This is a genomic window from Streptomyces sp. NBC_00076 (genome assembly GCF_045041235.1).
Classification (GTDB): Bacteria; Actinomycetota; Actinomycetes; order Streptomycetales; family Streptomycetaceae; genus Streptomyces.
In genome coordinates, this window is record NZ_CP108242.1 from 6567676 (window position 1) to 6579545 (window position 11870).

Sequence of the window (11870 nt, forward strand, 5' to 3'; positions counted from 1 at the left end):
GCGCGAGGGCCCCGCATCCAGAAAAGGAAACGGGGCCCTCACACACGTACGGAAGACGACGTGTCAGAAGCGGCGCGTGATCAGCGCCCGCTTCACCTCCTGGATCGCCTTCGTGACCTCGATGCCTCGCGGGCACGCGTCCGTGCAGTTGAACGTCGTGCGGCAGCGCCACACGCCGTCACGGTCGTTGAGGATCTCCAGGCGCTGTTCGCCCGCCTCGTCGCGGCTGTCGAAGATGAAGCGGTGGGCGTTCACGATCGCGGCCGGGCCGAAGTACTGGCCGTCGTTCCAGAAGACCGGGCACGACGAGGTGCAGGCGGCGCAGAGGATGCACTTCGTGGTGTCGTCGAAGCGCTCGCGGTCCTCGGCGGTCTGCAGGCGCTCGCGGGTCGGCTCGTTCGTGTCCTTCGTGATGAGGAAGGGCATGACGTCGCGGTACGCCTGGAAGAACGGGTCCATGTCGACCACGAGGTCCTTCAGGACCGTCAGGCCCTTTATGGCCTCGACCGTGATCGGCTTCTCGGGGTTGATGTCCTTGATCAGCGTCTTGCACGCGAGGCGGTTCTTGCCGTTGATCCGCATGGCGTCGGAGCCGCAGATGCCGTGGGCGCAGGAGCGGCGGAAGGTCAGGGTGCCGTCCAGTTCCCACTTGATCTTGTGGAGGGCGTCGAGGACACGCTCCTTCGGGTCGATCTCCAACTGGAAGTCTTCCCAGGTCGCCTCGGCGGAGACCTCCGGGTTGAAGCGGCGCACCCGGAAGGTGGCGGTGATGTAGGGCGAGTCGGCGAAGCCGGGCTCGGGCGTGCCGGCCGCGTCCGCCTTGTCCAGGGTCGGGGTTGCCATCAGTACTTACGCTCCATCGGCTGGTAGCGGGTCTGGACGACCGGCTTGTAGTCCAGGCGGACGGTCTCGCTGCCGTCGTCGCCCACCTCGCGGTACGCCATGGTGTGGCGCATGAAGTTGACGTCGTCGCGGTTCGGGTAGTCCTCGCGGTAGTGACCGCCGCGTGACTCCTTGCGGGCCAGCGCGGACAACGCCATGACCTCGGCCAGGTCGAGCAGGTTGCCCAGCTCGACGGCCTCCAGCAGGTCCGTGTTGAACCGCTTGCCCTTGTCCTGGATCGAGACGTTCAGGTAGCGCTCGCGCAGCTCCGCGATCTTCTCGACCGCTGTCTTGATCGTCTGCTCCGTGCGGAACACCATGACGTTCGCGTCCATGGTCTCCTGCAGCTCGCGCCGCAGCACCGAGACCCGCTCGGTGCCGGTGGCGTCGCGCAGGCGCTCCACCTGGGCGACTACCAGCTCCGCGGGGTTCTCCGGCAGCTCGACGAAGTCGGCCTTCTGGGAGTACTCGGCGGCGGCGATGCCCGCGCGCTTGCCGAACACGTTGATGTCCAGGAGGGAGTTCGTGCCCAGGCGGTTCGCGCCGTGCACCGACACACAGGCGACCTCGCCGGCGGCGTACAGGCCGGGCACGACCGTCGTGTTGTCCGCCAGGACCTCGCCCTCGACGTTCGTCGGGATGCCGCCCATCGCGTAGTGCGCGGTGGGCTGGATCGGGATCGGGTCCGTGTACGGCTCGATGCCCAGGTAGGTGCGCGCGAACTCGGTGATGTCCGGGAGCTTGGCGTCGAGCTGCTCCGGCGGGAGGTGGGTGAGGTCCAGGTAGACGTGGTCGCCTTCCGGCCCGCAGCCTCGGCCTTCCCGGATCTCCGTGTAGATGGACCTCGATACGACGTCTCGCGACGCCAGGTCCTTCATCACCGGCGCGTACTTCTCCATGAAGCGCTCGCCGTCCTTGTTGCGGAGGATGCCGCCCTCACCACGGGCGCCCTCCGTCAGCAGGATGCCCATGCGCCAGATGCCGGTCGGGTGGAACTGGAAGAACTCCATGTCCTCCAGGGGCAGGCCCCGGCGGTAGACCGCGGCCTGGCCGTCACCGGTCAGCGTGTGCGCGTTCGACGTCACCTTGAAGAACTTGCCGCAGCCGCCGGACGCGTAGATCACGGCCTTCGCCTGGAAGACGTGGATCTCGCCGGTCGCCAGTTCGTAGGCGACGACACCGGCCGACCGCTTCACGCCGTCGACCTCGGTGATCAGCTGGTCCAGGACGTAGAACTCGTTGAAGAACTCCACGCCCTCCTTGACGCAGTTCTGGTACAGCGTCTGGAGGATCATGTGGCCGGTGCGGTCGGCCGCGTAGCAGGAGCGGCGGACCGGGGCCTCGCCGTGGTTCCGGCTGTGACCGCCGAAGCGGCGCTGGTCGATCGTCCCGTTGGGCGTCCGGTTGAACGGCAGGCCCATCTTCTCCAGGTCGAGGACCGAGTCGATGGCCTCCTTCGCCAGGATCTCGGCGGCGTCCTGGTCGACCAGGTAGTCACCGCCCTTGACCGTGTCGAAGGTGTGCCACTCCCAGTTGTCCTCCTCCACGTTGGCCAGCGCTGCGGCCATGCCGCCCTGCGCGGCGCCCGTGTGGGAGCGGGTGGGGTAGAGCTTGGTGAGCACCGCGGTGCGGCTGCGCTTCGTCGACTCGATGGCCGCGCGCATGCCCGCACCACCGGCGCCGACGATGACGGTGTCGTACTTGTGGATCTTCATGATTCTCGCAGCCCCGTGCCTAGCGGATGTTCGGGTCGAAGGTGAAGATCACCAGCGTGCCCAGCAGGATGGTGAACACCGTGGCCGTGTAGAGCAGGCCCTTCAGCCACAGCCGGGTGTTCGCGCGCTCCGCGTAGTCGTTGATGATCGTGCGCAGGCCGTTGGCGCCGTGCAGCATCGCGAGCCACAGCATCAGCAGGTCCCAGACCTGCCAGAACGGGGACGCCCAGCGGCCCGCCACGAAGGCGAAGCCGATCTTGGAGACGCCGCCGTCGAGCACGAGCTGGATCAGCAGGTGGCCGATGACCAGGACGACCAGCACGATGCCGGACAGGCGCATGAACAGCCAGGCGGCCATCTCGAAGTTGCCCCGTGTGGTCTTCGGGGTCTTCTTGGTGCGCTGACGCGGGGCCTCGATGAACGGGGCGGGGTTGTCGACGCTGTAGAGGGACTGGCCCTCGACGGGGCCGATACCGGCCGCGGTCTTCTCAGTGGTGGACATGGGGGTCAGCTCCCGAACAGTTCACGAGCGGCGTGGCCGAGGACGGGGTAGATGGCCCCGAGCATCAGCACGACCCACACGCCGGCGACGGCCCAGAACATCTGCTTCTGGTAGCGCGGGCCCTTCGACCAGAAGTCGACGGCGATGACGCGCAGGCCGTTGAGAGCGTGGAACAGGATGGCGGCGACGAGGCCGTACTCCAGGCACGCGACGAGCGGGGTCTTGTAGGTGGCCACGACCTTGTCGTAGTCCTCTGGGGAGACACGGACGAGCGCGGTGTCCAGGACGTGAACGAACAGGAAGAAGAAGATGAGGACGCCGGTGACTCGATGAGCCACCCAGGACCACATTCCTTCCCGGCCGCGGTACAGCGTTCCAGCCGGCACGGAAGAACCCTCCGGGAGCGGGGATTGGGGGGCCGGCCGGCTTCGGTGTCGGACGGGCCCGGCCGGGTACGGTCCACCGGCCCCCAGCATCGTAGCGACGCGCTGCCGCTGGGCTTACGCCGGGCCTGACGGTGTGATCAAAGTGGCACGCGTATGGGTGAGCGTTCGCGGGTTATGGGGTGGAGTGTTCTGTTATCTGCCGGGTGGCGCCGTGGGGGCTGGTCGCGCCGTTGCCCGCGCCCCTGAGGTGGGCCACCAGTCGTCCTCGCGCGAGGCGCCGGAGTTCCTCTGCCGTGACCACCCGTTCTTCGTCCGCATCGTTTGCCAATCGTGACCGGATGGCTGCCATGAGGTGGTCGGCGAACTCCGAGGCGGGAACTCCGTCCAGGCATATGGCGAACGTGTGTCCGAATCGGATCTCGTAGGCCGCTCGAGCCGCTTCCAATGCCATGTGGGCGGCCGAATGCGCACTCTCGGGCAGTGTCGGCGGTGATTCTCCGGCCAGGGCCTCGGCCAGATCCCCCGGCGTCAGGTCGTACGCCGCCTCGTCGGACGCGGCCAGCAGGGCGTCCAGGGTCGGGTACGGGCGGTGGGCGCTGATGCGGTGGGCCCAGCGGGGGCTGCGGAGGCAGTCGGCGAGGAAGGGTTCCAGCTCGTCGGCGGGGGCGGTGTTGAACTGCTCCAGTGGGGAACGCGGGCCGGGTGTGTCCCGGGTCTGCGCGGGCAGCGACGGTATGGCTACTTGGCCAGGGAGGTGTGTGGGCGTCACGTGTGTTTCGGCAGATGATGGCGTGAGGTGATGTGAGAGATGTGACGTCACGGTATCGAGAGCGGTCATCGCGTGTCCGACGGATGCCCGAATTTCATCCGAACGGGAGAGTTTCAGAACGTGTGGTGGACACATGCGGATGTCCCTAGGGCCTAGGTTGGCGCCGTGAGTGGGCACAGGCGCCGGACGCGGGCGAAGAGCGCGTTGAAGCAGACGTGGGTGCTGATCGTCGCGGTGATTGTCGTGACGGTCGCGGCCGGCGTGAGTCTCGGGATGTGGGCCACCAGCGGGGACGGCGGTGACAGCGGGCCCACGGTGTCGGCGCAGCGGCAGCCCTCCCAGAGCGCCTCCGCCTGCTCCTCGGCCGACGGCTCGACGGCCCCGAGTCCCACGCCCACCGGCTCGTACCCGCTGTCGAACGCGCCGCGCACCATCCCCGCCGTCCGTGCGCACACCCCCGCGCGCGGCCCCGGCTGGAAGCCGGCGAAGGGACTGCGGGTCGTGGTGAGCGACCGGGAGCTGGCCGACGAGGGCCGGCTGGTCGCCGGTGAGCTGGGGCTGGCGTACGGGGGCGAGCGGGACGACGTGTGCGCCGGGGACGTACGACTGGCGCTGAACGACGACGAGGGCGCGGACCCGGAGTCGTACGCCATGACCGTGCGCGGCGGGCGGGTGACCATCAGCGGGCCGGACGAGGCCGGGGTGTTCTACGGGACCCGCACGCTCAAGCAGGAGGTGCGCGGCGGGGGCGCGGCGCCGGAGGGCGCGGTGCGTGACGAGCCGGCCAAGCCGGTGCGCGGGCTCATGCTGGACATCGCGCGCAAGCACTTCACGGCGGACTGGATCGAGGACCGCGTCCGGGAGCTCGGCGATCTCAAGTTCAACCAGCTGGGGCTGCACTTCTCGGACGACCAGGGATTCCGGATCGAGTCCGACTCGCACCCCGAGATCGTCTCCCAGCAGCACCTGACGAAGGCAGAGGTCAAGAAGATCGTCGACCTCGCTGCCAGTCGGCACATCACGGTCGTGCCGGAGATCGACTCGCCGGGGCATCTGGGCGCCGTGATCGCCGCGCACCCGGACCTCCAGCTGCGCAACGCGCAGGGCGTGGCGACGCGGGGCGCGGTCGACATCTCCGATCCCGAGGCCGGGGAGATCGTCGACGACCTGCTGAACGAGTACGCAGGTCTCTTCCCCGGCACACCGTGGCATCTCGGCGGCGACGAGTACCAGGCGCTGACGGTGTCCGACCCGCAGGCGTCCTACCCGCAGCTGGCCAGTGCCGCCGCCGAGGCCTACGGCTCCGGCGCGACCGTCGCCGACCTCACCACGGGCTGGCTCAACGACCGGGCCGACACGGTCCGCGCCCACGACAAGAGCCCCCGCGCCTGGAACGACGGCTTCTTCCGCGGTACGTCCGTGCAGCCCGACAAGGACATCCAGGTGGCCTACTGGACGGGCAAGGAGATCGGGGCGCGGCAGCCGTTGGAGTATCTGCGCGAGGGACGGAAGATCGTCAACTACAACGACGAGTTCCTGTACTACGTCCTCGGGGAGCCGCTGAGCTTCGTCTATCCGACCGGGCAGCGGATCTACGAGCAGTGGACACCGCTCGTCGTGCGCGGCACGCAGCCGGTGCCCGCGAAGTACGACGACCAGATCCTCGGCGGGTCCTTCGCGGTCTGGTGCGACCTGGCGAACTCCCAGACCCAGGCGCAGGTCGCGGACGGGATCCGGATGCCGCTGAGGGCGACCGTGCAGAAGCTGTGGGACCCGGGGAAGCCGGAGCTGTCCTGGACGGAGTTCAAGGCGCTCGCCGACCGGCTGGGCTGAGGCTGGGCTGAGCTGGGAGGTACGGCGGGTGTGCCTCCGCCGTGAACGGGGGTGGGCCGAGTTGGCCGAAACCCCTTCTTCCGGTTGCTCGACCGGCTCGGCGTGCTCCCCCTGTGACACTCCCGGTCCGTCGCACGCAGTAAGGGGCAATGCGGGTTCCGTTAGGGATGACCGCCCGGCGTGGGAGGCGCGGATGAGCCTGGTGGAACTGATCGCTCAGGCCGACGAGCGCGGACTGGCCGCGAGTGGGCTGGCTTGTTTGGACCGATGTCTGCCCTTGCTGGGCGCCGACGACGAGATCCTGCGGCCGCTGTGGGCCGGGCTCGCGGACGAGGTGGACGCCGACGACTGGAGCGAACGGCTCGAGCAGGTGCGCGGTCGGCTCGGCCCCGCCCTCGCGAGCACTGCGGTGACGACCTTGGGCGGGGAGGCCGCCGGCAGATGGTTCGGTGGTGGCGGCGGCTCCGGGCCGGTCGGTAGGACGTTCGTGGGCGGGGAACGCGGTGGCGGGAAGCCCGGCGGCAGGGAGTCGGGAGGCGGGGAGCCCGTCGATGGGGAAGCCGTCGACGGGGAGGCCGTGCTGCTCGCCCGTCGGATGCTCGCAGCCACCCCGTCCGCGCCCGGCGCCGCCGAGGTTCGGTTGTGGGCCGACGCCTGCTCGGTCGCCGCGCTCCGGATTCACCGGCTCCTCGAGGGCGCGGCACCCGAGGACGCCGACGTCGCGTCGGTCGGCGCCCGCCGGGAGGGCCGTACGGAGGGCATGTCACCGCTCGTCGCCGCCGAGCTGCGCCGCCAGGTCGCCGTACTGGAGCTGCTCTCCGAACACGGCGCGGGCGGACTGCGCCGGGCGCTGGAGGTGTCGACGGAGGGTCGGCGTGTGCTGCGCGCGGTGGTGTCGCGCCGGGCCCGGGGGAAGCGGGGCTGAGCGGCGCAAACCTCGGCGCTGGGCGAGTCCTGTGACTGTCGTGCGGTGGAGGTGGGGCGGTCCTGCACCGGTCCCGGGCACCCCCCGGATCCGGGTGACGAATCCCTGTGCCGAGGCGCTTTCCGGGGTGTGACGACCTACCAGGAAACCAGGCCCTCAGCCGCCGCGAAGCCCGTGCGGTGGGCGGCGGACGCGGTGGCGACGATGCGCGAGGGGGCGCGACTGCGGCTCGACTACTCGGCGCAGAGTCTGTGGCGCGTCGACCGGATGATCGACGGACTGCGCCGGGAGGAGACGCCGTACGCCGCCGTGGACAGCGTCCTGCGCGGCTTCGGCGCGTACGCCGGTGAGGTGATCGCCCGCCAGTCGGGCGCGGAGTGGTGGGCGACCGGCGGCGACCACTGGATCCGCACCCCGGACGGCAGGCTGTGGGACCCGATCGACGAGGCGCGCCGCTGCTTCACGGGAGACGGATCGCTGCGGCTGCTGTGCCGCGACGCGACCCACGGGGCGGCGCTGCGGTAGCTCCGCGCTCTCGCGGTCGCCAGGCAGCGGCGGCCGGTTCGGTCGGACGCGTGAGCCCGGCGGCCGAGGGCCCGAGGTGACACTTCTGCCGGTTCCGGCGCTGTTGAGCGTGGGGGGCGGAGGCAGACGGCGGCTGTGCCGGGGGCCGCGGATCCGCACGGACTCGGTACGAACGAGGACAGTTCTTGGGCCAGGGAGGCGTACCCCGCCGCGCGCAGGCGCACGACGGGGAACTGGGCGCGGCCGTCGCGCGGGCCCAGCAGGGTGACGAGGCGGCCTTCGCGGTCGCCTACCGGATCGTGCAGCCCGGACTGCTCGGGTATCTGCGCGGGATCGTCGGTGACGACGCCGAGGACGTGGCCTCCGACGCCTGGCTGGAGATCGCCCGGGACCTCGGGAGGTTCAAGGGCGACGGCGCGGGGTTCCGTGGCTGGAGCGCGACCATCGCCCGGCACCGTGCGCTGGACCATCTGCGTCGGCAGAAGGTGCGGCCGCGGCCGACGACGCTCGAACAGGACGTACTGGAGCTGCCCGGGACCGGCAGCACGTACGACCAGGCGCTGGAGTCCATCTCCACGGAGCACGCCCTCGCCCTGGTCCGGGGTCTGCCCCGCGACCAGGCGGAGGCGGTGCTGCTGCGGGTGGTCGTGGGCCTGGACGGCCCCGCCGCCGCGCGCGTCCTCGGCAAGCGGCCCGGCGCGGTGCGGACGGCCGCGTACCGGGGTCTGAAGCGGCTGGCCGACCAGCTGGGCGGCGAGGGTGTGACGGATGACGGCCCCCGGACGCTGGGGGAGTCGACATGACAGGCGACGGTCGCGGGACGCCGACCGGCCGGGTGGGCCGTCGGACGACCGAACGATGCGGGACGAACGGGGCCGGCCAGGGGCGGACAGAGACGGACAGAGACGGACAGAGACGGACAGGGACGGACACGGCATGGGTGAGCGACACAACGGCAACCGGACACCGGGCCGTCAGCGTGTGCACCGCGCCTCCGACACCGCGCCCGGGTCCGCCCCCACCGTGGAGCTGGAGGACCTGCTCGGCGCCGCCCTGCGCGGGGGTCGGGTCGATGACGAGGGCGAGTCGCGGGCCGTGGCCGCCTTCCGGACCGCACGGGACGCGGGGGCGCACCGGACGCGGACCCGGCGCCGGGACGACTGGCGGCCCCGGGAGCGGCGGCGGGGTGCCTGGTCGGTGCGGGCGACGCTCTCCGTGGTTCTCGCGAGCCTCACGCTGGGCGGTGTCGCGTTCGCGGCGATCGGTACGGCAGGCGGCGACACGCACGGCGCGGGGGACGGGGCCGCCCGTCCGCATCCGCCGACGAGCACCGAGTCCCGGCCGAGCGCCCCGCACTCTCCCCCGCACCCGGACTCCCGCACCGTCACCGCGCCCTCGGACCGGCCGGGCACCGCGAAGGACACCCTGGCCCACTGTCGGGCGTACGCGAAGGTCGAGACCCAGGGCAAGGCGCTCGACTCGACGGCCTGGCAGCGGCTCGTCACGGCAGCGGATGGCGAGGCGAACGTCCGCGCCTACTGCGCGCAGCGACTGGCGGAGGCGACGTCCCAGGCCAAGGGCGACAGCAAGGACAAGGCGGACCTCAAGGGCAAGGCCGAACCGAAGGTCGATCCCAAGGCCGAATCCACCGCCGGCCCCAACGCCGGACCCAACGCCGAACCCAAGGCCGACTCCTCACCCGGATCCAGCGCGGAACCCAAGGCCGAATCCACAGCCGGACCCAACGCAGAACCCACAAACGGGCTCAACGCCGATCCCAAGGCTGGGAAGAAGTAGTCGTACGGCCTCGTGGGCGGGTGGCCAAGGCAACGTCCGGAGCGGCCGGTCTTCTGACCGGGCGAGTCCGATTGCCTGCGGTTGGGCCGCGCGGGGGCCTGGACTTCCAGCACCGCGCACGCCGACTGCGCTAGATGTGGTCGGGTTGGGCGGGCCTCCAGGTGTGGCGCACCGCTGCCAGGTATCGGATTTCGCCGGGTCTATGGTCACCGGCGGTTCACAGGTTCCGTGCCTCGTCGCAGGTCAGAGGTCGAAAACCACGGAGACGGCCGGGGCCGCCACCCCCCACAGGAGAGGCCCCGGCCGTCGCGCGGTACGGGTCGCGCGGCGGCCCGTACTTCCTACAGCGCCTGGGCTGCGTTTTCTGTCACACCGATCCTGGGCATCCCCCGTGCCACTCGCCACATCACGAGGTAGTTGCATCGTGGACGGACATGGACGAGCAGTGGTTTCAGGTCGTAACGTGCCTTTCGCGCCGGACGTGAAGTTGCATGATCATCGCAACTATCGCGGTCGAAGGCGGCGCGAAGCCAGCCGTGAAGCCGGCCCGGAAGCCGGCTCGAAGCGACCATCGACTCGACCATCTCTTGAGGTAAGCACGGGTGCTGGGGGACGACGCGGAGCTGACCGTCGCGGTGCTCGCGGCACAGGGTGGGGACGAGACCGCGTTCCGGACCGTGTACCGCGCCGTGCACCCGCGGCTGCTCGGGTACGTCCGGACACTGGTCGGAGACCCGGACGCCGAGGACGTGACCTCCGAGGCCTGGCTGCAGATAGCCCGTGACCTGGAGCGGTTCAGCGGCGACGGAGACCGGTTCCGCGGCTGGGCCGCCCGGATAGCCCGCAACCGCGCCCTGGACCACATCCGCATGCGTGGGCGCCGCCCCGCGACGGTCGGCGACGAGACCGAGCTGACCGGCAAGCCCGCCGAGTCCGACACCGCGGGTGAGGCCATCGAGTCCCTCGCCACCGACACCACGCTGTCCCTCATCGCCCGGCTGCCGCAGGATCAGGCGGAGGCCGTCGTGCTGCGCGTGGTCGTGGGCCTCGACGCGAAGAGCGCGGCCGAGACGCTCGGCAAGCGCCCGGGCGCCGTACGGACGGCCGCGCACCGCGGTCTGAAGCGGCTCGCCGAACTGCTCGACGAGGATCCGGAATCGGCCGGGGTGCTCGACGCCCTGCCGCCCCCGCGAGAACCGCGCGGAGGTGCGGTGACGTCCGCTGGTGTGACGCATACGCGCGCGCGGACGCAGAGGGACATGTGATGGCCGACGAGCAGTACAGGTGGCTGGACCGCGAAACGGCGGAGCGTTTGCTGAGCGGAGAGTCCCTCGAAGCCGTCGACGTGACCGACCGCGACCGGGCCGAGAGGCTCGCCAAAACCCTGGACGCGCTGTCCGTGGAAACCGCACCCACCAGCGCCGAACTCCCCGGTGAGGCCGCCGCGTTGGCCGCTTTCCGCACGGCGCGCACGGCGCGCACGGCCCGCGCGGAAAGCCTGCCCGAGGGGTCAGCCGAGCAACGGACCGGCGGGCGGACCGGCCTCGGCGAGCGCGCTCGCGGCGGTGCCCCGGCCACCCCCGACATCGGTGTCGTGCGCATCGGCGGACCTGGCCGGGGCGACCCGCGCCCCCGCCGGGGCCGAACGATCCGCCTGGGACTGGCCGCCGCGCTGGCTGTCGGCATGGTCGGCTCAGCAGCCGCCGTCGCGGTCGGAACCGGAGTCCTGCCATCGCCGTTCGGCCGGGCCGAACCGGATCCCGGTTCCTCGGCCTCCGCCCCGGTGACACCGAACCGCCCGCTCGTCCCACCGTCGCCCGGGGCCTCCCGGAGCGAGCCCTCGCCCGGCGGCGCCACCGGCTCCGGCCAGGGCTCCTCGCGCGACACCGCACGAGAGGGGTCCACCCCGGACCCCGGCACGAGCGCCGGCTCCGACGGCCGGGTCGGTCGCCCGGGGAACGCCTCGCGCGGCTCCCTCTCGGCCTGCCGTGACATGCGTGACGGCAAGGGGCTGACCGCCGACCGCAGGAACGCCCTGGAGGGCGCGGCGGGCGGCTCCTCGCACGTGAAGAAGTACTGCAAGGCGATGCTGGCCGACAGCGCGTCCGCTGACAACGACGTCAAGAACGGCAAGAACGGCAAGAACGGCAAGAAGGACCGCGAGGAGCGCACGAAGAAGGCCGGCCAGGGCGACAAGGACGACGACGGCCACGGTGACGGCAGAGGCCAACGGGGCAGAGGTGCGGGCGGTACCGGAAGCCTGGGCGGCGAGCACGGCGAGAGCGGCAAGCACGGGGACAGAGGCGGCGACGGGCCGCACTGGGGCTCCGGCGGCAACCGTCACGACCCCGATGCCGGCACCCGCACCCGCATCGTTTGAGCGTCACACCCTTCTGACCTGCGGTTTCTCAAGTGGTGAAAATTCCTGCGGGCGGGGTGTGACGTTTCTGGGGGCCGGGGCGCAGTAATGAGTGTGCCGACTGGTCATCGGCCGTCGCACTGAGCCGGGGTTCCCCCCGTACTCACGGCTCGTGCA

At 71.0% G+C, this 11870-nt stretch carries 12 protein-coding genes; 7 read left to right on the forward strand and 5 right to left on the reverse strand.

The genetic code is table 11. The annotated features are described in order from the left end of the window. Positions 1-63: 63 nt before the first annotated feature. From OHA64_RS29995 to OHA64_RS30015, 5 genes are all read right to left on the reverse strand, one after another. Positions 64-843, reverse strand: a complete 780-nt coding sequence (locus OHA64_RS29995) for a succinate dehydrogenase iron-sulfur subunit (protein ID WP_356772996.1) — start codon at positions 841-843, stop codon at positions 64-66. Then, on the reverse strand, positions 843-2597 hold the full coding sequence (gene sdhA / locus OHA64_RS30000) for a succinate dehydrogenase flavoprotein subunit (protein WP_405618259.1): 1755 nt from the start codon (positions 2595-2597) through the stop codon (positions 843-845). The genes OHA64_RS29995 and sdhA overlap by 1 nt, the downstream gene beginning before the upstream one ends. 19 nt (positions 2598-2616) lie before the next feature. Further along, entirely contained in the window at positions 2617-3099 is a 483-nt protein-coding gene (locus OHA64_RS30005) for a succinate dehydrogenase hydrophobic membrane anchor subunit (protein WP_405618261.1), read from the reverse strand. 5 nt (positions 3100-3104) lie between these two features. Then, a complete protein-coding gene (gene sdhC / locus OHA64_RS30010; protein ID WP_280887440.1) occupies positions 3105-3485 on the reverse strand; it encodes a succinate dehydrogenase, cytochrome b556 subunit in 381 nt (126 codons plus the stop codon). Between the two features lie 172 nt (positions 3486-3657). Beyond that, the gene (locus OHA64_RS30015) at positions 3658-4254 is read right to left on the reverse strand and encodes a 2-oxo-4-hydroxy-4-carboxy-5-ureidoimidazoline decarboxylase (protein WP_405618263.1); all 597 of its coding nucleotides are present in this window, start codon (positions 4252-4254) and stop codon (positions 3658-3660) included. Between the two features lie 273 nt (positions 4255-4527). Here OHA64_RS30015 and OHA64_RS30020 point away from each other — a divergent pair, with 273 nt between their 5' ends. The 7 genes from OHA64_RS30020 (at position 4528) to OHA64_RS30050 (ending at position 11714) form a co-directional block, all read left to right on the forward strand. Then, positions 4528-6087 (forward strand): beta-N-acetylhexosaminidase, encoded by a 1560-nt coding sequence (locus OHA64_RS30020; protein ID WP_405624172.1) that lies wholly within the window; start codon positions 4528-4530, stop codon positions 6085-6087. 193 nt (positions 6088-6280) lie between these two features. Next, positions 6281-7012: a hypothetical protein gene (locus tag OHA64_RS30025; RefSeq protein ID WP_405618265.1), complete on the forward strand. Its 732-nt coding sequence runs from the start codon at positions 6281-6283 to the stop codon at positions 7010-7012. Between the two features lie 129 nt (positions 7013-7141). Further along, positions 7142-7537 carry a hypothetical protein gene (locus OHA64_RS30030; RefSeq protein ID WP_405618267.1) on the forward strand — a complete coding sequence of 132 codons (396 nt, stop codon included), beginning with the start codon at positions 7142-7144 and terminating at the stop codon, positions 7535-7537. A 185-nt stretch (positions 7538-7722) separates the two neighbouring features. Further along, on the forward strand, positions 7723-8340 hold the full coding sequence (locus OHA64_RS30035; RefSeq protein WP_405618269.1) for an RNA polymerase sigma factor: 618 nt from the start codon (positions 7723-7725) through the stop codon (positions 8338-8340). Between the two features lie 133 nt (positions 8341-8473). After that, complete coding sequence (locus OHA64_RS30040) at positions 8474-9334, forward strand: hypothetical protein (protein ID WP_405618271.1); 861 nt, start codon at positions 8474-8476, stop codon at positions 9332-9334. Positions 9335-9936: 602 nt separating this feature from the next. After that, the gene (locus OHA64_RS30045; RefSeq protein ID WP_405618273.1) at positions 9937-10599 is read left to right on the forward strand and encodes an RNA polymerase sigma factor; all 663 of its coding nucleotides are present in this window, start codon (positions 9937-9939) and stop codon (positions 10597-10599) included. After that, the gene (locus OHA64_RS30050; protein WP_405618276.1) at positions 10599-11714 is read left to right on the forward strand and encodes a hypothetical protein; all 1116 of its coding nucleotides are present in this window, start codon (positions 10599-10601) and stop codon (positions 11712-11714) included. The genes OHA64_RS30045 and OHA64_RS30050 overlap by 1 nt, the downstream gene beginning before the upstream one ends. Positions 11715-11870 lie beyond the last annotated feature (156 nt).

Excerpts from the sequence above, each read along its gene's own strand:
- OHA64_RS29995 (WP_356772996.1), bottom strand. The coding sequence starts at position 843 with ATGGCAACCCCGACCCTGGACAAGGCGGACGCGGCCGGCACGCCCGAG.
- sdhA (WP_405618259.1), bottom strand. The coding sequence starts at position 2,597 with ATGAAGATCCACAAGTACGACACCGTCATCGTCGGCGCCGGTGGTGCG.
- OHA64_RS30005 (WP_405618261.1), bottom strand. The coding sequence starts at position 3,099 with ATGTCCACCACTGAGAAGACCGCGGCCGGTATCGGCCCCGTCGAGGGC.
- OHA64_RS30020 (WP_405624172.1), top strand. The coding sequence starts at position 4,528 with ATGTGGGCCACCAGCGGGGACGGCGGTGACAGCGGGCCCACGGTGTCG.
- OHA64_RS30025 (WP_405618265.1), top strand. The coding sequence starts at position 6,281 with ATGAGCCTGGTGGAACTGATCGCTCAGGCCGACGAGCGCGGACTGGCC.
- OHA64_RS30040 (WP_405618271.1), top strand. The coding sequence starts at position 8,474 with ATGGGTGAGCGACACAACGGCAACCGGACACCGGGCCGTCAGCGTGTG.
- OHA64_RS30050 (WP_405618276.1), top strand. The coding sequence starts at position 10,599 with ATGGCCGACGAGCAGTACAGGTGGCTGGACCGCGAAACGGCGGAGCGT.